Genomic DNA, 25,804 nt, shown 5'->3' with positions numbered 1-25,804 from the left:
GCCACTCGGCCGTTATTCGGCAGGAGATCGGGCAACCTCCTGTCGCGCGCCGGCCGCCGGCACCGGCGCGTATTTCTAAGAACCGTTCTGTGCAGCGAATGCGTTAGAAGTTGCCGAGGAACCAGTCCTTCATGCGCGTGAACACCTGTCCCATCGAGCCCGACTGCACCGCGACCTTGCGGCCGCGCATGCGCTGCGAGCGTCCTTCGACGAGCAGGCCCATCGCCGTCGAGTAGCGCGGATTGCGCACCACGTCAGCGAGACCGCCCGCGTATTCCGGCACGCCGATGCGCACCGGCTTCAGGAAGATGTCCTCACCCAGTTCGACCATGCCGAGCATCATCGACGCGCCGCCGGTCAGCACCACGCCGGAGCTCAGCAGTTCCTCGTAACCCGACTCGCGCACCACCTGCTGCACGAGCGAAAACAGTTCTTCGACACGCGGCTCGACCACTGCCGCCAGCGCCTGGCGCGACAGCGTGCGCGGACCGCGCTCGCCGAGACCCGGCACTTCGATCATCTCGTCCGGATCGGCGAGCGCCTGCTTGGCGATGCCGTAATCCACCTTGATGTCTTCCGCATCCGGCGTCGGCGTACGCAGCGCCATCGCGATGTCGCTCGTGATCTGGTCGCCGGCGATAGGAATCACCGCCGTATGACGGATCGCACCTTCGCTGAAAATCGCAATGTCCGTCGTGCCGCCGCCGATATCGACCAGCACCACGCCGAGTTCTTTTTCGTCTTCCGTCAGCACCGCCAGCGACGACGCCAGCGGCTGCAAGATCAGATCGTTCACTTCGAGCCCGCAGCGGCGCACGCACTTGACGATGTTCTGCGCCGCGCTCACCGCGCCGGTGACGATATGCACCTTCACTTCGAGACGAATGCCGCTCATGCCGATCGGCTCGCGCACATCTTCCTGACCGTCGATGATGAATTCCTGCGTCAGGATGTGCAGCACCTGCTGATCGGTCGGGATGTTGATCGCCTTCGCCGTTTCGATCACGCGAGCCACATCCGTCTGCGTGACTTCCTTCTCCTTGATCGCCACCATGCCGCTCGAGTTGAAGCTGCGGATATGGCTGCCGGCAATTCCGGTAAATACGTTTGTGATCTTGCAGTCGGCCATCAGTTCGGCTTCTTCGAGCGCGCGCTGAATGGACTGCACGGTGGCTTCGATATTCACCACCACGCCTTTCTTGAGCCCCTTCGATTCGCTCTGGCCGAGGCCGATCACCTCGTAGTGACCCTCGCCCTTCAACTCGGCGACGATGGCCACGACCTTCGACGTCCCAATGTCGAGGGCGACCAGCAGATCTTTATAGTCTTTACTCATAGCGTGCTCATTGCGTGTGATGTCCGTTTACTTCTTGCCCTTGTCGGGTTCGGTGATAAAGCGCATCCCTGCCGCGCGAATCGCGAAACCGTTCGGATAGCGCAAGTCCGCATACTCGATATCCTTTCCCCAACGTTGCGTCACCGCGTTCCACGCCGCGCTCAGACGCTTGCTCCGGTCGAGCAGCGTGTCCTGATTGCGTTCGCGCCCAAGTTCCACCTGCGTGCCGTTCGAGAGCTTCACCGTCCACGCGTAGCGTGGCGACAGCGTCACTTCTTCAGGCGTCGCGCCCAACGGCGCAAACCATTTCTGGAAGTCGTGATAACGCGCGACCACCTCTTTTGCCGTACCGTCCGGACCGTCGAACGCGGGCAAGTCTTCTTCGAGCTCGCCCTGGTTCGCGGTGAACAGCTCGCCGTCGACGCTCACCAACTGATCGCTGCCCCACGTTCCCAGCGGTTTGTACTCTTCCAGCGTGACAGCCAGTGCATTCGGCCAGACGCGCCGCACGCTCGCATGACGCACCCACGGCATCTGCTCGAACGCCTGACGCGCCACGTCGAGATCCACCGTGAAAAAGTTGCCCTTCAAGCGCCCCACGACACCCGCGCGCACCGTCGGCGAATTGATGTGCTCGGTATCGCCGTCGATCTGGATTTCGCGCAACGCGAAATTCGGGCGCTGGATCAGCCAGTAACCGCCCGCCGCCAGCAGCACGAGCACCAGCAACGCATGCAATGCGTTGGCGGCGAAATTGAGCTGGCGAACGTTGTTCCACATGGTGTTGCTTTCGGGTCGCCCCGGTTAGTCCTGCAGCGTCAGCGCCAATACGCCGACAACCAGTTCCTGATAGCTGATGCCCACCGCGCGCGCCGCTTTCGGCGGCAGCGAGTGATCGGTCATGCCAGGCGCCGTGTTCACTTCGAGGAAATACGGGTTGCCGTCGGCATCGAGCATGAAATCCGCGCGGCCCCAGTCGGTGCAACCGAGCACGTCGAAGGCACGGCGCGCCAGCACTTTCAGGCGCGCTTCCTCGTCCGCGGCCAGACCGCACGGGATCAGGTACTGCGTGTCGTTCGCGATGTACTTCGCGTGATAGTCGTAAAACTCGCCGGCCGGCACGATGCGAATCACCGGCAAGTCGAGATTGCCGGCGATGCACGCGGTGTATTCGCCGCCGCCTTCAATGCTCTTTTCGACCACCACGATCTTGTCGTACTTGACCGCTTCGATCAGCGCGGCAGGCAGTGCGTCGGCGCTCTTGACCTTGATCACCGCGACGCTCGAACCCTCGCTCGCCGGCTTCACGAAGAGCGGCAAGCCGAGCTTCGCGACGATATCTTTCGAACGCGCCGCGTAGTCGTCGCCGCGCAGCACCGCTTCGAACGGCGGCGTCGGAATGCCGAGTTGCTGCCACACGAGCTTGGTGCGGAACTTGTCCAGACCGAGCGCCGAGCCGAGCACGCCGCTACCCGTGTACTTGATGCCGTAAAAGTCGAGCGCGCCCTGGATCTGGCCGTTCTCGCCATAGCCGCCATGCAGCGCGTTGAACGCGCGCACAAAGCCTTCTTCCTTCAATGCGGCGAGCGGACGCTCGGCCGGATCGAACGGATGCGCGTCCACGCCGGCGTCGCGCAGACCTTGCAGCACCAGGCGGCCGGAGTTGAGCGATACCTCGCGCTCGGCGGAGTTCCCACCGAGTAGCACTGCCACTTTGCCGAATTGTTTCGGGTCGATACTGCTCATTTCGCTCACACCTTCGTTTCCTGCGCCAGGCGACCGGGCACACCGCCGATCGAACCCGCGCCCATCGTGATCACCACATCGCCGTCGCGCACCACTGCTGAGAGCGCGTCCGGCACTTCATCCACCGTATCGACAAACACCGGCTCGACCTTGCCCGCCACACGCAGCGCACGCGCCAAGGCGCGGCCGTCCGCGGCGACGATTGGCGCTTCACCGGCCGAATAGACTTCGGTCAGCACGAGCGCGTCGACGGTCGACAGCACTTTCACAAAATCCTCGAAGCAATCACGCGTACGCGTGAAGCGGTGCGGCTGGAACGCCAGCACCAGACGCCGGCCCGGAAATGCGCCGCGCGCCGCCGCCACCGTGGCCGCCATTTCGACCGGGTGATGACCGTAGTCGTCGACCAGCGTGTAGGCGCCGCTCGCTTTGCCTTCGCTTACGACCGGCACTTCGCCATAGCGCTGGAAGCGTCGGCCCACGCCGTTGAAATCCGCCAGCGCTCGCTGGATATCGGCATCTTTCACTTCAAGTTCAGTCGCAATTGCAATTGCGGCCAAAGCGTTCTGCACGTTGTGCTCGCCCGGCAGGTTCAAAACGATGTCGATCGGCGCCGCGTCTTCGCGCATGGCGGTGAAATGCATCTTGCCGTCGCGCGCCTGTACGTTGACCGCGCGCACCTGCGCATCCGGCGCGAAGCCGTAGCGGATGATCGGCTTCGACACGAACGGCAGAATTTCCTTCACGTTCGGATCGTCGACGCACAGCACCGCGATACCGTAAAACGGCAGACGGTGCGTGAATTCGATGAACGCCTGCTTGAGCCGCGCGAAGTCATGCCCGTAGGTGTCCATGTGATCGGCGTCGATGTTCGTGATGACTTCGATCACCGGGAACAGATTCAGGAACGACGCATCCGACTCGTCGGCTTCCGCGACGATGAAGTCGCCCGTGCCGAGCCGCGCATTCGCGCCCGCGCTGATCAGCCGGCCGCCGATCACGAAGGTCGGATCGAGACCGCCCGCCGCGAGCACGCTCGCCACCAGCGAGGTGGTCGTGGTCTTGCCGTGCGTGCCGGCAATCGCGATGCCCTGCTTCAGGCGCATCAGCTCCGCGAGCATCACTGCGCGCGGCACGATCGGAATGCGGCGATGACGCGCGGCCAGCACTTCCGGGTTGTCGCTGCGCACCGCGGTAGAGACGACCACCGCGTTCGCGCCTTCGATGTTCTCCGCCGCGTGACCGATCGCGATCCGCGCGCCGAGTGCGGCGAGGCGATCCGTGACCGCGTTGCTCGTGAGATCCGAGCCGCTCACCTGATAGCCGAGGTTGACCAGCACCTCCGCGATGCCGCTCATGCCGACACCACCGATGCCGACAAAGTGAATATGTTTGACGATGTGTTTCATTGCTTTCCTTCTGGGCTCGCGCCCGAAATCGAACCCGCCACGGTCGCGCAAATCTGCGCGACCTGTTCCGTGGCGTCGGGTTTCGCGAGCGAGCGCGAACGCTCCGCCATCTCCGCGAGGGTTTCTCGCGTCTGGCTGCGCAACCAGTCAGCGAGGGTTTCCGCCGACAGATCGCGTTGCTGCACGACCAGCGCCGCGCCGTTGTCGGCGAGGAACGCTGCATTAGTGGTTTGGTGATCGTCTACTGCATACGGGAACGGCACGAAGAACGCCGCCACGCCTACTGCTGAAATCTCGGACACCGTCATCGCGCCGGACCGGCAAATCACCAGGTCCGCGTTCGCGTAGGCGCTCGTCATGTCGTCGATGAACGGTACGAGTTCGACGCCGGCGCCCGCTTGCAAACCGGCTGCCGCGTAGTTCTCGCGCAGCGCCTCGATGTGCTTCGCGCCCGCCTGATGCACGATGCGCGGCCGTTCGTTCGGCGCGAGCAAGGCCGCCGCGCGCGGCACGACTTCATTCAATGCCGTCGCGCCCAGACTGCCGCCCACGACCAGCACATTCAACGGACCGCTGCGTTGCGCGTAGCGTGTTTTGGGTGCAATTGCGCGCGCAAGTTCCTCACGAATCGGATTTCCCGTCCATTCGCCGTGCGGCAATGCATTCGGGAACGCAACCAGCACACGCTTGGCAACTTTCGCGAGCACCTTGTTCGCGAGACCGGCAATCGAATTCTGTTCATGCAGCACCAGCGGACGGCCGCTCAATGCGGTCATCAAGCCGGCCGGAAACGTGATGTAGCCGCCCATGCCGAGCACCACATCCGGCTTCACGCGACGCAGCACGGAGAGGCTTTGCGTGCAGGCACGCAGCAGATTCAGCGGCAGCATCAGCTTGGTTTTCATGCCCTTGCCGCGCAGTCCGCCGAAGCGCACGTATTCCATCGGGATGCCGTGCTTCGGCACCAGCGTCGCTTCCATGCCCGCGGGATTGCCGAGCCATACGACCTTCCAGCCCCACGCCTGCATCAGATGAGCGACCGCGAGCCCAGGGAACACGTGTCCCCCGGTGCCTCCGGCCATCACCATCAGCGTGCGTTGCGGCAGAGCGGTCATACTTTCCCTCCGCGCATCAACACCCGGTTCTCGTAATCGACGCGCATCAACACCGCAACAGCGACGCAGTTCAGCACAATGCCCGAGCCGCCATAACTGACGAGCGGCAGCGTGAGACCCTTGGTCGGCAGCAAGCCGAGGTTCACGCCCATGTTGATGAAGGTCTGCGCGCCGAACCAGATGCCGACGCCCTTCGCGACCAGGCCCGCGAACGTGCGATCGAGTGCGAGCGCCTGACGGCCGATCTCGAACGAGCGGCGCACGATCCAGTAGAACATCAGGATCACCACCAGCACGCCGATAAAACCGAGTTCCTCGCCGATCACCGCGAGGATGAAGTCGGTATGCGCTTCCGGCAGATAGTTGAGCTTCTCGACGCTGCCGCCGAGGCCCACGCCGAACCACTCGCCGCGGCCGAACGCGATCAGCGAGTGCGTCAATTGATAAGCCTTGCCCTGCGCGTAACGGTCGTCCCACGGATCGAGATACGCGAAAATCCGTTCACGACGCCACGGCGACGCCCAGACCAGCAAACTGAAAGTGCCGACCGCGGTTGCCACCAGGCCGCCGAACAGCTTGCCGTTCACGCCGCCGAGAAACAGCACGCCCATCGCGATCGCCGCGATCACCATGAACGCGCCCATGTCCGGTTCGAGCAGCAGCAACGCGCCGACGAGACCCACCGCCACCGCCATCGGCAAAAAGCCTTTGGCGAAGCTGTGCATGTATTCCTGCTTGCGCACCGTGTAGTTCGCCGCGTAAATCGTCACGGCGAGCTTCATGATTTCCGACGGCTGCATGTTCGTGATGCCGAGCGGAATCCAGCGGCGCGCGCCGTTCACGCCCTTGCCGACGTGCGGAATCAGCACGATCACCAGCGCGACCAGCGAAATCAGAAACAGCTTCGGCGCGTACTTGTCCCACGTCGCGATCGGAATGCGGAACGACACGACGCCGATCACCGAGCCCATCACCACGAAGATGATCTGGCGCACGAGAAACGCGTAGTCGCGATAGGACGCGTACTTCGGCGAATCGGGCATGGCGATCGACGCCGAATACACCATCACGACGCCGAGACCGAGCAGCGCGACGACCACCCACAGCAGCGAGTGATCGTAGTCGAGCATGCGCGAGCGCAACGGACGCACGCCGTTGACGGCGCTTGCGAGCCCACTGCCGCCGGTGCGGCCGACACGCGCCGCACCGCCCGAACCACCCGCGTCGCCGGCGGCGGCTTGACGCGAACCGAAACGTTCCGACCAGCTCATATCATCGTCCCCCGTTCGGCCGCGATGTCTTCTACCGTGCTGCGGAATACCGCGGCGCGGTGCGCGTAACCCTTGAACATGTCGAAGCTCGCGCAAGCCGGCGACAACAACACGGCGTCGCCCGGCTCCGCGAGCGCAGTTGCGGCGCGCGTGGCTTCTTCGAGCGTGGCGTGATCCGTCATGGCGATGCCGGTGTCTTCCAGCGCGGCGCGGATCTGCGGCGCGTCACGGCCGATCAGCATCACGGCGCGACACCAGCGCATGACCGGCGCGGCGAGCGGTTCGAAATCCTGGCCCTTGCCGTCGCCGCCGGCGATGAGCACGATGCGCTGCGCAAGGCCGTCGAGCGCGGCCACCGTCGCGCCGACATTGGTGCCCTTGCTGTCGTCCACATAGTCGATACCGTCGATCGACGCGATTAATTCCACGCGATGCGGCTCGCCGTGATATTCGCGCAGGCCGTGCAGAAGCGGCGCGCCCGGCAGGCCGATCGCGCGCGCGAGTGCATAAGCGGCGAGCGCATTGGCGGCGTTGTGCAGTCCGCGAATACGCAACGCGTCCGCGGGCATCAGGCGTTTTAGCGCGATGTTCGGCGGCGTCACCACTTCGTTCTTGCGACGGCGCTTCGGCACCGGCTCGTCGCTCGCGTCGCGATCGTGCGCCTCTACGAGCCAGATCATGCCGTTGTCGCGCAGCAGACCATAGTCGCCGTCGTTCTTCGGCTCGGTGACGCCGAATGTGACCATCTCGGCTTCGCTGTCTTCCGAAGGCGCGAGCTTCATGACGCGCGAGTCGTCGCGATTCAGCACGCGCACGGTCTGTGCACCGAAGATGCGGCCCTTCGCGGTGGCATACGCGTCGAGACCGCCGTGCCAGTCCAGGTGATCCTGGGTGATGTTCAGCACGACTGCCGCATCCGGCGTAAACGTATGCGCGGTTTCCAACTGGAAGCTCGACAGCTCCAGCACCCACACGTCGGGCAATGCGGTGTTGTCGATCGCTTCCGAGAGTTTGTCGAGCAGCGCCGGGCTGATGTTGCCGGCCACCGCAACCTTCTTGCCGGCGCGTTCGCACAGCAGGCCGGTCAGGCTCGTGGTCGTGGTCTTGCCGTTGGTGCCGGTAATCGCGATCACCTTCGGCGCGTAGCCGCTTTCGCCGAGCGTCTTCAACGCCTGCGAGAAGAGTTCGAGTTCGCCCCACACGGGGATGCCCTGTTCGCGCGCCGCCGAGATCAGCGGCAACAGGTCAGCAGCCAGCGGCGACAAACCTGGGCTGATGGCGACGAGTTCTACGCCTTCGAGCAGCGCCGTCGAAAACGGGCCACCGACGAATGCGGCGTCGATGCCGTGCGCTTCCAGCGCGGGCAGGTTCGGCGGCACTTCACGCGTATCGGCCACACGCAGCCGACAGCCGTGCCGCGCGCACCAGCGCGCCATGGCGAGACCGGATTCACCCAGTCCAGCACGAGCACCATCGGCTTTTGCCGATCCCGAAACTTCTCGCCGAACATCGCCTGCTTCCCCTAATACCTGCTTAACGCAACTTGAGCGTGGACAAACCAAAGAGACACAACATCAACGTGATGATCCAGAAGCGCACGACCACCTGCGTTTCCTTCCACCCCGACAATTCGAAATGGTGATGCAGCGGCGCCATCTTGAAGAGACGCCGCCCTTCGCCGAAACGGCGCTTGGTGAATTTGAACCACGTCACTTGCAACATCACGGAGAGCGTCTCCGCGACGAAAATGCCGCCCATGATGAAGAGCACGATTTCCTGGCGCACGATCACCGCCACCGTGCCGAGCGCGCCGCCGAGCGCGAGCGCGCCGACGTCGCCCATGAACATCTGCGCCGGATGCGTGTTGAACCAGAGGAACGCGAGCCCTGCCCCGCCCATCGCCGAACAGAAAATCAGCAGTTCGCCCGCGCCGGCGATATGCGGAAACAACAAATACTTCGAGTAGACCGAGCTGCCCATCACATACGCGAACACACCGAGCGACGCGCCGACCAGCACGACCGGCATGATCACGAGACCGTCGAGGCCGTCGGTGAGGTTGACCGCGTTGCTCGCGCCGACGATCACCAGATACGTCAGCACGATGAAGCCCCACACGCCGAGCGGATAGCTGATCGATTTGACGAACGGCAGCATCAGGTCGGCGCGCGCCGGCAGGCCCATCGAGAGGCCGCTGCGCACCCACGCCATGAACAGGTCGAACACGCGCACATTGCTCGCTTCGGACACGCTGAACGCGAGATACACGGCTGCGAACAGACCGATCACCGACTGCCAGAAATACTTTTCGCGCGACGACATGCCGCGCGGATCCTTGTAGACCACCTTGCGATAGTCGTCGACCCAGCCGATCACACCGAAACCGAACGTGACGAGCATCACGATCCAGATGAAGCGATTCGTCAGATCGGCCCACAACAGCGTGGCCACGGCAATGCCGAGCAGAATCAGCACGCCGCCCATGGTCGGCGTGCCGGATTTGACGAGGTGAGTTTGCGGACCGTCTTTACGAACGGCCTGACCGACCTTCATGGCGGTCAGCTTGCGAATCACCGCCGGGCCGCAGACGAGCCCGATCAGCAGCGCGGTGATGGTCGCCATCACCGCACGGAAAGTCAGATAACTGAACACGCGCAAGAAGCTTGCGTCATTCTGCAGCCATTGCGCCAGCGCCAGTAGCATGCTTCGGTCCTTCTATTTCAATGTGCTGCGGGCGTACTGCCCGCAGCGTTGGGTTGTGGACTCGTTACGGCGTCCACCACGCGCTCCATCTGCATGAAGCGCGAGCCTTTCACGAGAAGCGTTGCGGCAGGACCGAAACCGGCCTGCTGCAATTGCGCGACCAGCGTGCCGATATCGGCGACGTGATGCGCGTTGGCGCCGTACGCGGTGCAAGCGTCGCGCGAGGCGTCGCCCATGGCGTACAGCGCGTCGATACCGCGTTCCTTGGCGTAAGCGCCGATTTCGCGGTGAAACGCCGGACCGTTGTCGCCGACTTCGCCCATGTCGCCCATCACCAGCACGCGCGGCGCGGCGCGTGAGGCGAGCACGTCGATCGCGGCGCGCATCGAATCGGGGTTGGCGTTGTAGGTGTCGTCGATCACGGTGGCGCCGGCGAGCGTGCCGAGCACGGCCTGCTTCACCTGCAAGCGGCCTTTCACGGCGCCGAACGATTCGAGACCGCGCTTGATCGCGTCGAGCGAAACGCCCGCGGCCAAAGCGGCCGATGTTGCGGCCAGCGCGTTGTGCGCATTGTGGTCGCCGAGCACTTTTAGCGTGACTTCGACTTGCCCTTCAGGCGTGGCGATGCTCAAGACGTTGCCGTCAAACGTGCCTTTTACCGCGGCTTCAGTCGTGCGCTCGGCGGAGTTCAGCGCGAAGTCCATGATGCGGCTGCCGGTGGCGGCCACGCGCCAGATGCTCGCGTAGGCGTCGTCGGCGGGGAATACGGCCACGCCTTCCGGCGACAGCGCGTGAATCACGCTGGCGTGTTCGAGCGCGACGGCTTCGACCGTCGCCATGAATTCCTGATGCTCGCGCTGCGCGTTGTTCACCACCGCGACCGTCGGCTCGGCGATTTTCGCGAGCTCCGAGGTTTCGCCCGGATGGTTCATGCCGAGTTCGACTACCGCCAGTTGGTGCGCGGCGTGCAAACGGAACAAGGTGAGCGGCAAGCCGATGTCGTTGTTGAAATTGCCCGCGGTGGCCAGACGCGCGTCGGCGCCGACCGCGGCGGCGAAGATCGACGCGATCATTTCCTTGACCGTGGTCTTGCCGTTGCTGCCCGTCACGGCGACGAGCGGCATGCTGAACTTGCGGCGCCAACCGCGTGCGAGCGCGCCCAGACCCACGCGCGTGTCGGTGACTTTCAGCGCGGGAACATTCCAGTCTTGCGGCGTGCGCGAGACCAGCACGGCGCTCACATTGCGCGCGGCGACGTCCGGCAGAAAGTCGTGCGCGTCGAAGCGGTCGCCCTTGATCGCGACGAACAGATCGCCCGGTCCGGCGCTGCGGCTGTCGGTGGAAACGCGATCGAACGTGACGCCGTCGTCACCCAGCACGCTTGCGCCCGTGATCAAAGCGGCGGCTTCACGCAGCGAGAACATGCTCATTCGCCACCTCCGCGTGCTTGCGTCGCGCGCGCGGCCAGCGCGAGGCGAGCGTGGTCCTGATCGGAGAAAGCGCGTTTCTTGCCCATGATTTCCTGTGTTGCTTCGTGCCCCTTGCCGGCCAGCACGATGACGTCTTCGCGCGCGGCGCTGCGGATCGCTTGCAGGATCGCGCTCGCGCGGTCCTCGATACGGCGCGCCTTCGAGGCGTCTTTCATGCCCGCCGCGATCTGCTCGATGATCGATTGCGGATCTTCGCTGCGCGGGTTGTCGCTGGTCACTACGACGCCGTCGGCGATCTTCTCGGCGATCGCGCCCATCAGCGGACGCTTGGTCGCGTCGCGGTCGCCGCCGCAGCCGAACATGCAGATCAGTTCGCCGCCGCGCGCGGTTGCCATCGGGCGCAGCGCTTCGAGCGTCTTTTCCAGTGCGTCCGGCGTGTGCGCGTAATCGATCACGACGAGCGGCTCGTCGTTCTGCAAGCGGCCGCCCAGACGCTGCATGCGGCCGTTCACCGACTCGAGCTTCGCCAGTTCGGCCAGTGCGGCGTCGAACGGCACGTCGGCGGCGAGCAATGCGCCCAGCACGCCGAGCAGATTGCTCACGTTGAACGCGCCGAGCGTTTGCACTTCGACGTCGGCATCGCCCCAGTCGGAAGTGCTCAAATGGAATGCGGTGCCCGTTGCCGTTGCGCGCACATTCGAGGCGAGCAGCAACGCGTCGGCTTGCGGCGCGTCTTGCAGCGTGTCGTCTAGCCCATAAGCGATCGTGCGTGCACGGCCTTGCGTGCTGGCGAGCAAACGACGGCCCGCCGCGTCGTCACGGTTGATCACGGCCGCGCGCAGTTCCGGCCAGGCGAACAGACGCGCCTTGGCGGCTTCGTAGGCTTCGAACGTGTGGTGATAGTCGAGATGGTCTTGCGTGAGATTCGTGAACACGGCGATGTCGAACGCCGTGCCGTTCACGCGCCCCTGATGCAGCGCGTGCGACGACACTTCCATCGCCACCGCCTGCGCGCCCGCGTCGCGCAAGTGCGCGAGACTGCGTTGCAGTTGCGGTGCGTCGGGCGTGGTGAAGCCGGTGTGCACAAGGTGGCCCGGCAAACCGGTGCCGAGCGTACCGATGATCGCGCAGCGCGTGCCGAGCGCCGTCAGCGCCGCCGAGATCCACTGGCTGCACGAAGTCTTGCCGTTCGTGCCGGTGATGCCGACCGTCAGCATGCCGTCGCTCGGATCGTTGTACCAGCCGCTCGCGATCGAACCCGCGAGCTCGTTCAACGCCGGCACGACCAGCGTGTTCGACGGATCGATCGCGCCGCTGAAGCCTTCAGGCTGAACCAGCACGGCGGCGGCGCCGCGTTCGATCGCGCCGTCGATGAACGGGCGGTTGTCAGCGCCGTCCACCGCATAGGCGAAAAACGCGTCGCCGGCCGCGAGCGAGCGCGTGTCGGCGTGCAGATGCGCGTTTGGTTGCACGCGGGCGTGCAACCAGGCGAGCGCGTCGGCGATCTGCCGCTGCGCGGGATGCTTCTGCCGCAACATGCTCATCGCACGACTCCCGGATGGCTTTTCGCGTTCGCGGAAATCGTCATCTTCTTCGCGCCGGCGCTGGTGGAGAGCTTCTTGACCGTGGCCGGCGTGGCGGGCGTGGTCGGCGCGGCCGGGGCCGAATCGTCGGACACCACCATTTGCTTGACCGGCATGTCCGGCGGCACATTCAACGAGCGCAGCGTATCGCCGACGATGCTCGAAAACACCGGGCCCGACACCTGACCGCCGAAGTGGCTGCCCGCCGTCGGTTCGTCGACCGAGACGGCCACGACGATGCGCGGGTTCGGCATCGGCGCCATGCCGACGAACGAAGCGCGATATTTGGAGTGGTCGTAGCCGTGCGCGCCGTGCTTGTATGCCGTACCGCTCTTGCCGCCGACGCGATAGCCGGGCACTGCCGCATCCGGCGACGTGCCGCCCGGCGCCGTGACGGTTTCGAGCATGGCGCGCACCTGGCGAGCGGTGGTCGGCGCGAAGATCTGCGGACCGGTGGCCGGCTGATCGCCAGGCGTGCGGAAAATCGACACCGGCATGATCTCGCCGTCATGCGCGATCGCGGTGTAAGCGCGGCCCAACTGGAACAGCGACACCGACAGGCCATAGCCATACGACATGGTCGCCTGTTCGATGCGGCGCCAGCTCTTCCACGGACGCAAACGGCCCGCCGCCGCGCCCGGGAAACCGACCTTCGGCGCCTGGCCGAGACCGATGCTGGTGTACATGTTCCACATCTCTTCGGGCTTGAGCTGCATGGCGATCTTCGTCGCGCCGATGTTGCTCGACTTCTGGATCACGCCGCCCACCGTCAGCACGCCGAACGCGCTGTCGTCGGTAATCGGCGCACCGTCAAGCACGAAACGGCCGCCGCCTGTATCAACCAGTGTAGTCGGCGTGACGCGGTGCAGATCGAGCGCGAGCGAGACCGTGAACGGCTTCATGATCGAGCCGGGCTCGAACGTGTCGGTCAGGATGCGGTTGCGCAACTGGTCGCCGGTCAGGTGTGAACGGTCGTTCGGGTTGTACGTCGGGTAATTGACGAGCGCCAGCACTTCACCGGTGCGCACGTCGATTACCATCGCCGCGCCGGCCTTCGCCTTGAATTTCTCGACTGCCGCCTTCAGGTTGGTATAGGCGATGTACTGAATCTTGCTGTCGATCGAGAGATCCACGTCCTGCCCGTTGTGTGGCACGACCTGCTCGTCCACGTCCTCGATGATGTGGCCCATGCGGTCCTTGATCACGCGGCGGCTGCCCGACATGCCGGCGAGCAGCTTCTGGTCGCCGAGTTCGACGCCTTCCTGGCCTTCGTCTTCCACATTGGTGAAGCCGATCAGGTGAGCCGTGATCTCGCCTTCCGGATAGAAGCGCTTGTACTCGTCGCGCGCGTAAATGCCGGGGATGTCCAGCGCGGTGACTTTCGCGGCCACGTCCACCGGCACCTGGCGCTTCACGTAGACGAAGTTCTTGTCTTCCGAGAGCTTGGCGCGCAGTTCCTTGTTGGTCATGCCGAGCAGCTTGCCGAGCGACGTCAGCTTGTCGGCGCCGAGGTCGTCCGGCACCGATTCGGGAATCGCCCAGATCGCGCGCACCGGCAGACTCGTGGCCAGCACGAGACCGTTGCGGTCGAGAATCTTGCCGCGCGTGGCCGGCAGTTCGAGCCGGCGCTGATAGCGGATTTCACCCTGCTTCTGATAGAACGCGTTGCCCGGGCCCTGGATCCAGAACGCGCGCGCGGTGAGCGCGACGAACGCCATGAACAGCAGGAACACGACGAGTTTCGAACGCCACATCGGCAGGCGCACCGACAGGATCGGATTGGCCGAGAAAGCTACGCTCTTGCGAGCCGATGATTTTTTCATCGCACGCCTCCGCGACGGGTCGCCGCCGGCGCCGATGCCGGGCCGGAAGTCGGAATCGGTGCGTCTTCGGCCTTCACCGCGCCCGGATCGAGCGTGAGGTACTGGGTGCGGCCGGTGGTGACCGATTGCATCTTCAGGGAATCAGTGGCGATATTCTCGATGCGCGACGTTTTCGACAGCGCACTCTGCTGATATTGAAGTTGCGAATAATCCTGCTGCAGCTGACGCTCCTGCGATTGAGCGCGCTGCAACTGGATGAAGATCTGACGCTGCTGATTGGTAGCGTTGACGACAGACAAGGCGCAGCCCATCACGATGATCAGCAGGAAGATATTGAGGCGGTTCATGGTGCGATCCGCTCCGCCACACGCATCACGGCAGAACGGGCGCGCGGGTTCGCGGCGACTTCAGCGTCGCTCGCGAACACACGGCCGATGATTTTGAGCGGAGGGCTCGGCAGATCGACTGCGCGAATCGGCAGACGGCGATCCACCGCAGGCGTACTCGCGTGCGCCTGCATGAATCGCTTGACGATCCGGTCCTCGAGCGAATGAAAGCTGATGACCACCAGCCGCCCCCCTTGCTCCAACAGCGACAACGCTGCTTCTAAAACGACTTGCAGCTCCGCAAGCTCTTGATTGATGTGAATCCGTATAGCTTGAAAGGTGCGGGTTGCCGGATCCTTGCCCTTCTCACGGGTTTTGACGACGTTAGCCACGATTTGGGCAAGCTCGCCCGTGCTGACGAGAGGCCCAAGACGGTCGGACTCTGCCCGGCGAGCAACAAGCGCCTTTGCAATCTGAAAAGCAAACCGTTCTTCCCCATAATCTCGTATCACCTCCGTCAATTCCTGCACCGTGGCCCGCGCCAGCCAGTCAGCCGCGGATTCGCCGCGCGTCGGGTCCATCCGCATGTCGAGCGGGCCGTCGGCGCGGAAGCTGAAGCCCCGCTCCGGATCGTCGACTTGCGGCGACGACACGCCCAGATCCAGCAAAACACCCGACACCCGTCCTACGCCGCGCTCCGCAATCGCGGTGCGCAGTGAAGCAAAACTCTCGTGCACGATGCCAAAGCGCGGATCGGCAATCTGCTGCGCCGTGGCGATGGCGAGCGGGTCTTTGTCGAAAGCGATCAGACGCCCCGACTCAGCCAGCTTCTCCAGCACCAGGCGGCTATGACCGCCGCGCCCGAACGTGCCGTCCACATACACGCCGTCCGCGCGTGTGACCAGCGCTTGAACCGCTTCTTCCAACAGCACCGTGCGATGCTGCAATTCGTTTCCCATCGCAGGTGCCATATATGTAAACCGCGATCAGAACGTGAAATCTTTTAACGCGTCGGGCATGCCCTCGGCCATTGCCGCCTGTTCCTTCGCGGCGTATGTTTGTGCATCCCACAACTCGAAGTGACGACCCATGCCGAGCAAGGTCACTTCTTTTTCCAGCCCACCAGCCGTGCGCAATTCCGGCGACACGAGCACGCGCCCTGCGCCGTCCATTTCAACGTCCATTGCGTTGCCGAGGAAAATGCGCTTCCACCAGGTCGCGTTCATAGGCAGCTTGTCGACCTTGTCGCGAAAGATCTCCCACTCCGGGCGCGGAAAGAGCAACAGGCAGCCGTCCGGGTGCTTGGTGATCGTCACCCGGCCCTCTGCCTGTGTCTGCAGCGCATCCCGATATCGAGAGGGAATAGACATCCGCCCTTTCGCATCGAGCGTCAGCGCCGACGCCCCTTGGAACACTTCGCTCTCCCCTGCGGCGCTTTTGCGCCGGCTACCCGATCCGTGAAAATCTACCCGAAACCGTTTGTGAGATCACACAAAAATACACTTTCTCACACTGTCTCCCACTTTAGAGGAACGCTAAACAGGGGTCAAGGGAGATGCGTGCTTTTCCGGCGAATTTTGTTTGTTAGAACAAGGACTTAGCGCGACTCCTTCACGTCAGGCATAAAACGGAAAACCGTTATAAATGAATGAGCTAGTGCAACTTGTGAAGGTGTTACGTGAAAAGTGCGGGGGAAAGGCGTGGAATGAAAGAGATCGTTAAGCGGGATCGGCAGGTGTGGGATGGCGTTTCCGGGTACTTCGGGCGGACGGCGCGCGAGGCGCCGTCCCACTTTCGAGAGGTGCGTGAACGGCGGGCTTTAACTTATATGTAATAGGCGGTGCGCGTCATGACTTTCGACACGGCGCGCATCAATGCGCGCGCGGGAAACGGCAGTTCGAGCCCGCCGGCCTCCATCGCCGCCTTGCCGTGTTCTGCTTCGTCCACGCGCATCTGTTCAACGATCGCACGCGACTCGTGGTCGGCGGCCGGCAACTCGTCCAGATGACTGTCGAGATGCTGCTCCACCTGGCGCTCGGTTTCAGCCATGAAGCCGAGACTGACACGGTCGCCCATACGCCCTGCCGCGAGGCCGATTGCGAGCGCGCCGGTGTACCAAAGCGGATTCAAAAGACTGGGACGCGAGTCGAGCGCTTCGAGACGTTTGGAAGTCCACGCGAGATGATCTTCTTCCTCGATCGCGGCGCGATTGAACACAGCCCGCAAGGAAGGCGATTTGGTTGCGAGTTTCTGAGCCTGATAGAGCGCCTGGGCGCAGACCTCGCCGACGTGGTTCACGCGCATCAATCCAGCCGCGTGCGCACGCTCCGCCGGTGAGAGTTCGGGCGCCGGTTCCGTCACCGTAGATTCTTGCGGAACCGGCAACGGACGACTCATCCGCGACACGCCGGTCATTGAGCGTAAACCCCGATCAAACTCGCTAATCAACTCGTCCAGAAACATTCAGCACTCCCTCATTCGACAGCCGCCTCACCGATCCGCCAAGGCCGCTCAACAAGGCTTTGCGGCGCAAATCCGGCTTCACGGAAACCTTCAAACCGCATGACTCGAGCGGCCAATCTCCGATTCTAGACCATGTTGCGTAAACGAAACAGGAGCGTTCCCGCCCCGCTCCTTTTTCTTTGTGCCATGTATGCCTTTTGTTACATTACGTGCAACTTCTCGCGAAGTTGGACAAGCAAGGCCTCAACGCTAGATAAATATTCCGCCTTGTACAAAAGATTCGTAATCCTTGGAGATCATTCGATGAAAAAGTCGCTTCTCGCTCTCGCAGCACTGGGCGCATTCGCAGGCGTCGCACATGCTCAGAGCAGCGTGACCCTGTACGGTATCATTGACGAAGGCTTCAACATCAACACCAACTCGGGTGGCAAGCACCTGTACAACCTGTCCAGCGGCGTTCTGCAAGGTTCGCGTTTCGGCCTGCGCGGCACGGAAGATCTGGGCGGCGGTCTGAAGGCAATCTTCGTGTTGGAAAACGGCTTTGACGTGAACAACGGCAAGCTGGGTCAAGGCGGCCTGATGTTCGGTCGTCAAGCTTACGTCGGCCTGTCGAGCCAGTTCGGTACGGTCACGCTGGGTCGTCAGTACGACTCCGTCGTCGACTACGTCGGTCCGCTGGAAGCAGGCGACCAGTGGGGCGGCTACATCGCTGCTCACCCGGGCGACATCGACAACTTCAACAACGCGTACCGCACCAACAACACGGTCAAGTACACGAGCGCAAACTACGGCGGCCTGACGTTCGGCGGCACGTACAGCTTCGGCGGCATCGCCGGCAACGTCACGTCGAACCAGATCTGGTCGTTGGGCGCTGGCTACAACAACGGTCCCCTCGTCTTGGGCGTTGGTTACTTGAACGCACGCAGCCCGGCAGCTTCGGGTGGCCTGTTCAACAACGGCGGCACGGCTGCAGCACCGGCTGCTGCTGTGACGTCGCCGGTCTACGCTGGCTTCTCGTCGGCTAACACGTACCAGGTGATCGGTGCAGGCGGCGCATACACGTTCGGCGCAGCAACGGTTGGCCTGACGTACTCGAACATCCGCTTCGGCAACCTCGGCGCTTCGTTCGCATCGCCGTTCAAGGGCCAGTCGGCTACGTTCAACAACGCGGAAGTCAACTTCAAGTATCAGTTGACCCCGGCGTTGCTGGTCGGCGCAGCGTATGACTACACGCGCGGCGCAGAAATCAACGGCAATTCGCGCGCTCAGTACCACCAAGGCGCGATTGGCGTGGACTACTTCCTGTCCAAGCGTACCGACGTGTACGTGACGGGTGTGTACCAACACGCTCTGGGCGACACGGTCACCGCTGGTGGCGCTGTGGTCGACGCAACGGCAGGCATCAACGGCCTGACCGGTTCGTCGAACCAGAACCAGTTCACGGCTCGCGTCGGCATCCGCCACAAGTTCTAATAAGTCGTAAAAAAGCAGTTTGCCTCAAAGGCGCCTTCGGGCGCCTTTTTTTATGGCGCGCGCTGTCGGCGGGTTTTCGCGGTGGCCGAAAAGAAAAGGCCCGGCAGACTTTCGTCTGCTGGGCCTTTTTCGCTTACTCGCTACTTCGTGACGGCTTCGTCCGTGATCAGCGTGTGATCCGCCTATGCCCGCCCGTCGCGCAACTCGCGGCGCAGAATCTTGCCGACGTTGCTCTTCGGCAGTTCAGTGCGGAATTCGACGATTTTCGGCCGCTTGTAGCCGGTCAGCTGCTGCTTGCAGTACGCGAAGATGTCGGCATCGGTGAGCGCCTGGTCCTTCTTCACGACGAACAGCTTTACGGCTTCGCCCGAATGCTGGTCCGGCACGCCCACCGCCGCGACTTCGAACACGCCCGGCAGCTTGGCGACCACGTCTTCGATTTCATTCGGATAGACGTTGAAACCGGACACCAGAATCATGTCCTTCTTACGGTCGACGATCTTGACGAAACCGCCGTCGTTCATGAAGCCGACATCGCCTGATTTGAAGAAGCCGTCCGGCGTCATCACTTTCGCGGTTTCGTCGGGACGGTTCCAGTAGCCCGCCATCACCTGCGGGCCGCGGATACAAATTTCGCCCGGCTGGCCGAGCGGCACTTCGTTGCCTTCGTCGTCACGAATCGAGATTTCTGTCGACGGCAACGGCAAGCCGATCGTCCCGCTGTATTCGGTGACGGTGACCGGATTACAGGTCACGCACGGCGACGTTTCCGACAACCCGTATCCTTCGATGATCGGCGTATGCGTCTGCTCGTACCAGCGCTTGGCGACGGCTTCCTGCACCGCCATGCCACCGCCGTTCGCGGCGATCAGCTTCGAAAAATCGAGCTTGTGGAAATCCGGGCTATTCAGCAACGCGTTGTACAGCGTGTTGACGGCGGGAATCGTCGTGATCGGATAGCCTTCCAGCGCTTTGATCATGCCGGGAATGTCACGCGGATTCGGAATGAGCACCCCGAGGCCGCCGGTACGGATTGTCAGCAGTCCGCACACGGTCAGCGCGAACACGTGATACAGCGGCAGCGCGACGACGGTGACGAACTGATCGAGATCCGTGCGATTTGCGCGAACCGGATCGAGCCAAATCTCCGACTGCAGCACATTGGCGATCAGGTTCCGATGCAGCAGCGTCGCGCCCTTGGCCACGCCCGTCGTTCCACCGGTGTACTGCAAGAAAGCGACGTCTTCAGGTCCTTGCTGGACCGGCTTGAAATTCTGGCGCGCGCCTTCCGCGATCGCGGTGTTGAATTTGACGTGCCCCGGCAGACTCCAGGCCGGCACCATCTTCTTCACCTTGCGCACGACGAAATTCACCAGCGTGCCCTTGATCCCCATCAGGTCGCCCATTGCGGCCACGACGACATGCTTGATCGAGGTGTTGCGTACGATCGCCTGCAGCGTGACCGCAAAGTTCTCGAGCAGAATGATCGCTTCCGCGCCGCTGTCCTTGAGCTGATGCTCGAGCTCGCGCGGGGTATAAAGCGGGTTCACGTTCACTACCACATAACCCGCGCGCAAAATGGCTGCAATCGCCACCGGATACTGCAGCACGTTCGGCATCATGATCGCGATGCGCGCGCCGCGGACAAGGCCCTTCGACTGAAACCACGCAGCGAGCTTGCGCGAAAGCGCGTCGAGCTCGCCGTAGCTGATCTCCTTGCCCATGCAGATGAATGCCGGTTTGGCGCGGTGGTCGCGGAAGGCTTCTTCGAGCAGTTCTCCCACCGACGAATAGCGGCTCGGGTCGATCTCTGCGGGAACGCCGGGCGGATAAGATTTCAGCCAGATTTTGTCCATGCAGCGTCTCCTCCTTTATTTTCGAATGGTCGTGCTAAAAACGCATCGTAGCATGGGCACCCCGTTGCTATTCGCGAAAAGCGGCTTGGTTAGACTGCAGCCTCGAACCCGTGAAGGACGAGCGTTGCGGGATGCTTGAGCGGGTTTCAGATGCGCTCGACTTCGACCAGGCAGTCGTAGAAAGTTGCTGATCCGCCCAGGTCGGTGAGCGCCTGGCTGGTGAGTTGATTGGCGTTGCGGCCGTCGGGCGCGAGCTTCTTCCACCAGATCGACAGGCCGACGACGAGCCCTTCGCGTGCTTTATCGGTGACGCGTACGCGCGCCTGCATCGAACCGCGGTCGTTGAAGATGCGCACCTGATCGCCGTCGACGATGTCGCGTACTTGTGCGTCGGCCGGATGCATGTCGAGATGCGGCTCCCCTTCCGTCGAACGCAGACTTTCGATGTTCACGAAGGTGCTGTTCAGGAAGTTGCGGGCCGGCGGCGAGATCATGGCAAGCGGGTAGCGGGCGGCGAGTTCCGGTGCGCCGTCGGCGGATTCGTAAGGCGGCAGGTAGTCCGGGAGCGGGTCGAGTCCCTGCTGCGCGAGGCGCTCGCTGTAGAACTCGCATTTGCCGGACGGCGTTCGGAAACCGCCTTCGGCGAAAGGCGCGTCGGGCAGATTCAGCGGGGCCCAGCCACTTTGCTTCAACGTCTGCCAGTCCACACCTTCGAGCGTCTTGTCTTCCCAGCGGAACGCGGCCTGCGCGACGGTCTCGTCGCTCTCGAACAGCGCCGGTTCGTCGAGTCCCATATGGCGCGCAAATCCGCGAAAAATCTCTGTGTTCGGGAGTGCGTCGCCGACGGGTGCGATTGCCGGCAGGTTGATCATCACGTGCGTATGACCGTACGACTTGTGGACGTCGAGGTGTTCCAGTTGGGTCGTCGCAGGCAGGAGCAGATCGGCGTAGTCGGCGGTGTCGGTCTGGAAATGCTCTAGCACGATGGTGAACAGATCTTCACGCGCGAAACCCGCGGCGACTCGCTCGGAATCCGGTGCGACAGCCACGGGATTCGAGTTGTAGACGACGATCGCTTCGACTTTAGGGCCGAACGTGGCGTCGCCCTGGTGCAGCAATGCGTCGCCGATCGCATTCATATTGATGACACGGCTTACTTTCGACGGCCACCCGGGCATCAGGTCCGGACGCTGCAACGCATGCGAGTCGACCGGGGCCCAACTGCCCGAAGACAGCAGCACGCCACCCGCTCTCTCGCGCCATGCACCCGTCAACGACGGCAGGCAAGCGATGGCACGCACGGCATTGCCGCCGCCACGCACCCGTTGCAGGCCGTAGTTCATGCGGATCGCAGCCTTTTTCGTGCCACCGTAAAGTCGCGCAAGATCGACGATAACGTGCTCATCAACGCCGCAAATTTCGGCGACACGCGACGGCGGATAGCTGAGTGCGCGGGCCTTCAGCTTTTCAAAAACCTAGTGTGTGGGCCTCGATGTACGCGTGATCGAGCAGATTTTCCGTGATCAACACATTCATCATGCCGAGCGCCAAGGCGCCGTCGGTGCCGGGTTTCAGAGCAATATGCTGATGGCATTTTTCGGCGGTCAGCGAGCGGTACGGATCGATCGCGATCAGCCGTGCGCCGCGGCGTTTGGCGTGTTGGGCACGCGTCCAGAAATGCAGGTTCGACGCGATGGGATTGGAGCCCCAGATGAGGATGACTTCGCTCTCGTCGAAAAACTCGGTGAGCATGCCAATGTTCGCGCCATAGGTGTACTTCAACCCGGCGGCGCCCGCGGCCGCGCAGATCGTACGGTCCAGTTGCGATGCGCCAAGCTTGTGAAAAAATCGCTGCGCAATGCTGTCGCCCTGAATCAAGCCCATCGTGCCGGCATAGCTGTAGGGGACGATCGCTTCCGGCGCGCGGCGCGCAATCTCCGAAAGCCGGCGGGCAGCGAGCTGGAACGCATCGTCCCAGCTGATCGGCTCAAAGCGGCCTTCGCCTTTACGGCCGACGCGCTTCATCGGAGTCGTCAATCTTTGTGGATGATGCACACGCTCCGCATAGCGGCTGACCTTCGTGCACAGCGCGCCTTGCGTCGGCGGATGCTCGGGATCAGCGACGACCTTGATCGCGCGCCCGGCCTCGACCGTCACACGCATCGCGCAGGTGTCGGGGCAGTCATGCGGGCATACGGCGCGGGCGAGTTCAGTCGGAGCATTCATCGGCGATCCGTTCAATGGGGCGGTGAGCGGTGGAGCAATGCGCGATTCTATTACGGCAATTGCTGCTTGGCCTGCGTGGTGCCGCCAAAAAGGCCTTCGGCGTAGAATCGGTTATTACCGTGCCCGGGCCAATGGGGCCCCGAGCGATTCCACGCAAGCCAAAGCACAGACGCGTCACCACTACATCATGAAACTGATCCCCGAAATTCAAGCCGCTCACGGCGAAATTCAGACCCTTCGACGAACCATCCACGCCCACCCAGAACTGCGTTACGAAGAAACGGCGACGGCCGATCTGGTGGCACGAACCCTCGAGTCCTGGGGTATCGAAACTCATCGAGGGCTGGGCAAAACCGGCGTCGTCGGCGTATTGAAACGCGGCAATGGTTCACGCTCGATTGGCCTGCGGGCCGACATGGATGCGCTGCCGATACAGGAGATGAACAGCTTCGACCATCGGTCGAAAAACGACGGCAAGATGCACGCGTGCGGCCATGACGGACATACGGCGATGCTTCTCGGTGCCGCGCGGCACCTGGTCAAACACGGCGAATTTGATGGCACGATCGTGTTCATTTTCCAGCCCGCCGAAGAAGGGGGCGCTGGTGCGCAGGCCATGATCGACGACGGCTTGTTCGTGAAATTTCCGGTCGATGCGGTGTTCGGCATCCATAACTGGCCGGGCATGCCGGCGGGACAGTTCGGCGTGACCGAAGGTCCGATCATGGCGTCGAGCAACGAATTTCACATTGAAATCAAGGGCGTGGGTTCGCACGCCGCGCTACCGCACAACGGCCGCGATCCCGTCTTCACTGCGGTGCAGATTGCGAACGGACTGCAGAGCATCATCACGCGGAACAAGAAGCCGCTCGACACAGCAGTGTTGTCGATCACCCAGATTCACGCCGGCGACGCAGTCAATGTCGTTCCGAACAACGCGTGGATCGCCGGCACGGTGCGGACGTTTACGACCGATACGCTTGATCTGATCGAAGCGCGCATGCGCAAAATCGCGGAGAGCACGGCCGAAGCCTACGATTGCTCGGTCGATATTCAGTTCCACCGAAACTACCCGCCGACGATCAACAGCAGCGAAGAAGCGCGCTTTGCGGCGACAGTGATGAAGGAAATCGTCGGTGCGGAAAATGTCGACGACGCCGTTGAACCGACGATGGGTGCAGAGGACTTCTCTTTCATGTTGCTTGCCAAACCGGGCTGCTACGCGTTTTTGGGCAATGGCGACGGCGGGCACCGTGATTCAGGCCATGGCGCAGGTCCGTGCATGCTGCATAACGCGAGCTATGACTTCAACGACGAGCTGCTGCCGATCGGCTCGACGTACTGGGTACGGCTGGCTCAGCGGTTTCTCGCGCAAGACAAATAGAGTTCGCCCGAGGAGGCTGGCGGCGGTGATTGGTTCGTCGCCCCTGTTGTTTCGTCGCGCTGGGGATGAGTGACGTTTCTTGGCGCTTGCACGCTCGCTCGAGCGCGAACGCGCTGCGGATGGGGAAGGAGCGAGGGCGGTTTTCCCGTTCGTTCTTCGCCTGTTTTTTCCGGCCGTGTAAACGCAGAAACCCCACCTTTTCGGGGTGGGGTTTCTGTTTGCTGCGGGGGAGCCTGACGATTACCTACTTTCACACGGGTAATCCGCACTATCATCGGCGTGGAGTCGTTTCACGGTCCTGTTCGGGATGGGAAGGGGTGGGACCGACTCGCTATGGTCATCAGGCATGACTGGTTGCCGCACTGCCCGTGGAGCAGTACAGCCAATCTGGAAGAAGTAGTTTCTGGTGATGCTCACCAGGGGTAAAGCGTTGGGCTGTGCTGTTTCTGGCACAACATCGATCTCAACCTGTGTGCGCCCCCCTTCGGGGGTGGGATGCGCGCAAGTGCTGAAGCACTGACGGTCATCGCAAAACACACCGGTTATAGGATCAAGCCTTACGGGCAATTAGTATCAGTTAGCTTAACGCATTACTGCGCTTCCACACCTGACCTATCAACGTCCTGGTCTTGAACGACCCTTCAAGGGGCTCGAAGCCCCGGGGATATCTCATCTTAAGGCGAGTTTCCCGCTTAGATGCTTTCAGCGGTTATCTCTTCCGAACATAGCTACCCGGCGATGCCACTGGCGTGACAACCGGTACACCAGAGGTTCGTCCACTCCGGTCCTCTCGTACTAGGAGCAGCCCCCTTCAAATATCCAGCGCCCACGGCAGATAGGGACCAAACTGTCTCACGACGTTTTAAACCCAGCTCACGTACCTCTTTAAATGGCGAACAGCCATACCCTTGGGACCGGCTACAGCCCCAGGATGAGATGAGCCGACATCGAGGTGCCAAACACCGCCGTCGATATGAACTCTTGGGCGTATCAGCCTGTTATCCCCAGAGTACCTTTTATCCGTTGAGCGATGGCCCTTCCATACAGAACCACCGGATCACTATGACCTGCTTTCGCACCTGCTCGACTTGTCGGTCTCGCAGTTAAGCACGCTTATGCCATTGCACTATCAGCACGATTTCCGACCGTACCTAGCGTACCTTCGTACTCCTCCGTTACACTTTGGGAGGAGACCGCCCCAGTCAAAACTGCCTACCATGCACTGTCCCCAGTCCGGATAACGGACCAAGGTTAGAACCTCAAACAAACCAGGGTGGTATTTCAAGGTCGGCTCCACGCAGACTGGCGTCCACGCTTTCAAAGCCTCCCACCTATCCTACACAGATCGGTTCAAAGTCCAATGCAAAGCTACAGTAAAGGTTCATGGGGTCTTTCCGTCTAGCCGCGGGGAGATTGCATCATCACAAACACTTCAACTTCGCTGAGTCTCGGGAGGAGACAGTGTGGCCATCGTTACGCCATTCGTGCAGGTCGGAACTTACCCGACAAGGAATTTCGCTACCTTAGGACCGTTATAGTTACGGCCGCCGTTTACCGGGACTTCAATCAAGAGCTTGCACCCCATCATTTAATCTTCCGGCACCGGGCAGGCGTCACACCCTATAACGTCCACTTTCGTGTTTGCAGAGTGCTGTGTTTT

Annotated in this window: 17 protein-coding genes, 2 rRNA genes and 2 pseudogenes; 2 read left to right on the top strand and 19 right to left on the bottom strand. The window is 62.4% G+C overall.

The window, feature by feature from the left end; all coding sequences use genetic code 11:
* Window positions 1-103 precede the first annotated feature (103 nt).
* From ftsA to coq7, 15 genes and pseudogenes are all read right to left on the bottom strand, one after another.
* Entirely contained in the window at window positions 104-1,336 is a 1,233-nt protein-coding gene (ftsA, locus tag B0G74_RS00105) for a cell division protein FtsA (protein WP_007180311.1), read from the bottom strand.
* Window positions 1,337-1,363: 27 nt separating this feature from the next.
* Window positions 1,364-2,116, bottom strand: a complete 753-nt coding sequence (locus tag B0G74_RS00100; RefSeq protein WP_132372930.1) for a cell division protein FtsQ/DivIB — start codon at window positions 2,114-2,116, stop codon at window positions 1,364-1,366.
* Between the two features lie 24 nt (window positions 2,117-2,140).
* Window positions 2,141-3,082 (bottom strand): D-alanine--D-alanine ligase, encoded by a 942-nt coding sequence (locus B0G74_RS00095; protein ID WP_132372928.1) that lies wholly within the window; start codon window positions 3,080-3,082, stop codon window positions 2,141-2,143.
* A gap of 5 nt (window positions 3,083-3,087) precedes the next feature.
* Complete coding sequence (gene murC / locus B0G74_RS00090) at window positions 3,088-4,491, bottom strand: UDP-N-acetylmuramate--L-alanine ligase (RefSeq protein WP_132372926.1); 1,404 nt, start codon at window positions 4,489-4,491, stop codon at window positions 3,088-3,090.
* Complete coding sequence (gene murG / locus B0G74_RS00085; RefSeq protein ID WP_132372924.1) at window positions 4,488-5,606, bottom strand: undecaprenyldiphospho-muramoylpentapeptide beta-N-acetylglucosaminyltransferase; 1,119 nt, start codon at window positions 5,604-5,606, stop codon at window positions 4,488-4,490. The genes murC and murG overlap by 4 nt, the downstream gene beginning before the upstream one ends.
* A complete protein-coding gene (ftsW, locus tag B0G74_RS00080) occupies window positions 5,603-6,877 on the bottom strand; it encodes a putative lipid II flippase FtsW (protein ID WP_132372922.1) in 1,275 nt (424 codons plus the stop codon). The genes murG and ftsW overlap by 4 nt, the downstream gene beginning before the upstream one ends.
* Window positions 6,874-8,387 (bottom strand): annotated as a pseudogene (gene murD / locus B0G74_RS00075) (UDP-N-acetylmuramoyl-L-alanine--D-glutamate ligase). The gene ftsW and the pseudogene murD overlap by 4 nt, the downstream one beginning before the upstream one ends.
* A 23-nt stretch (window positions 8,388-8,410) precedes the next feature.
* Window positions 8,411-9,580 (bottom strand): phospho-N-acetylmuramoyl-pentapeptide-transferase, encoded by a 1,170-nt coding sequence (gene mraY / locus B0G74_RS00070; RefSeq protein ID WP_095418165.1) that lies wholly within the window; start codon window positions 9,578-9,580, stop codon window positions 8,411-8,413.
* A gap of 17 nt (window positions 9,581-9,597) precedes the next feature.
* Window positions 9,598-11,010: a UDP-N-acetylmuramoyl-tripeptide--D-alanyl-D-alanine ligase gene (murF, locus tag B0G74_RS00065; protein WP_132372918.1), complete on the bottom strand. Its 1,413-nt coding sequence runs from the start codon at window positions 11,008-11,010 to the stop codon at window positions 9,598-9,600.
* On the bottom strand, window positions 11,007-12,554 hold the full coding sequence (locus B0G74_RS00060) for a UDP-N-acetylmuramoyl-L-alanyl-D-glutamate--2,6-diaminopimelate ligase (RefSeq protein ID WP_132372916.1): 1,548 nt from the start codon (window positions 12,552-12,554) through the stop codon (window positions 11,007-11,009). Before B0G74_RS00060 ends, murF begins: the two co-directional genes overlap by 4 nt.
* The gene (locus B0G74_RS00055) at window positions 12,551-14,416 is read right to left on the bottom strand and encodes a penicillin-binding protein 2 (RefSeq protein WP_132372914.1); all 1,866 of its coding nucleotides are present in this window, start codon (window positions 14,414-14,416) and stop codon (window positions 12,551-12,553) included. The genes B0G74_RS00060 and B0G74_RS00055 overlap by 4 nt, the downstream gene beginning before the upstream one ends.
* Entirely contained in the window at window positions 14,413-14,763 is a 351-nt protein-coding gene (gene ftsL, locus B0G74_RS00050; protein ID WP_132372912.1) for a cell division protein FtsL, read from the bottom strand. Before ftsL ends, B0G74_RS00055 begins: the two co-directional genes overlap by 4 nt.
* Complete coding sequence (rsmH, locus tag B0G74_RS00045; RefSeq protein WP_132372910.1) at window positions 14,760-15,713, bottom strand: 16S rRNA (cytosine(1402)-N(4))-methyltransferase RsmH; 954 nt, start codon at window positions 15,711-15,713, stop codon at window positions 14,760-14,762. Before rsmH ends, ftsL begins: the two co-directional genes overlap by 4 nt.
* 15 nt (window positions 15,714-15,728) lie before the next feature.
* Complete coding sequence (gene mraZ / locus B0G74_RS00040) at window positions 15,729-16,157, bottom strand: division/cell wall cluster transcriptional repressor MraZ (RefSeq protein ID WP_012434430.1); 429 nt, start codon at window positions 16,155-16,157, stop codon at window positions 15,729-15,731.
* Window positions 16,158-16,566: 409 nt separating this feature from the next.
* Complete coding sequence (coq7, locus tag B0G74_RS00035) at window positions 16,567-17,205, bottom strand: 2-polyprenyl-3-methyl-6-methoxy-1,4-benzoquinone monooxygenase (protein ID WP_132372908.1); 639 nt, start codon at window positions 17,203-17,205, stop codon at window positions 16,567-16,569.
* Window positions 17,206-17,508: 303 nt separating this feature from the next.
* Here coq7 and B0G74_RS00030 point away from each other — a divergent pair, with 303 nt between their 5' ends.
* Window positions 17,509-18,678 carry a porin gene (locus tag B0G74_RS00030; protein ID WP_132372906.1) on the top strand — a complete coding sequence of 390 codons (1,170 nt, stop codon included), beginning with the start codon at window positions 17,509-17,511 and terminating at the stop codon, window positions 18,676-18,678.
* Window positions 18,679-18,860: 182 nt separating this feature from the next.
* On the opposite strand, the gene B0G74_RS00025 is transcribed toward B0G74_RS00030, so the two are convergent.
* Together B0G74_RS00025 and B0G74_RS00020 are read right to left on the bottom strand one after the other, a co-directional pair.
* Window positions 18,861-20,534 (bottom strand): long-chain fatty acid--CoA ligase, encoded by a 1,674-nt coding sequence (locus B0G74_RS00025; RefSeq protein ID WP_132372904.1) that lies wholly within the window; start codon window positions 20,532-20,534, stop codon window positions 18,861-18,863.
* Between the two features lie 146 nt (window positions 20,535-20,680).
* Window positions 20,681-22,760 (bottom strand): annotated as a pseudogene (locus B0G74_RS00020) (molybdopterin oxidoreductase family protein).
* Between the two features lie 187 nt (window positions 22,761-22,947).
* Here B0G74_RS00020 and B0G74_RS00015 point away from each other — a divergent pair.
* Window positions 22,948-24,144, top strand: coding sequence for a M20 aminoacylase family protein (locus B0G74_RS00015; protein ID WP_132372902.1), 1,197 nt, complete (start codon window positions 22,948-22,950; stop codon window positions 24,142-24,144).
* 231 nt (window positions 24,145-24,375) lie between these two features.
* Here B0G74_RS00015 and rrf read toward each other — a convergent pair.
* A 5S ribosomal RNA gene (rrf, locus tag B0G74_RS00010) occupies window positions 24,376-24,489 on the bottom strand.
* Window positions 24,490-24,690: 201 nt separating this feature from the next.
* Window positions 24,691-25,804: ribosomal RNA gene (locus tag B0G74_RS00005) — 23S ribosomal RNA — on the bottom strand; the annotation flags it as partial.

The organism is Paraburkholderia sp. BL9I2N2, from assembly GCF_004339745.1.
GTDB lineage: Bacteria > Pseudomonadota > Gammaproteobacteria > Burkholderiales > Burkholderiaceae > Paraburkholderia.
The sequence above is the reverse complement of the archived record's forward strand: the minus strand, read 5'-3'. Positions and strand labels throughout refer to the sequence as shown.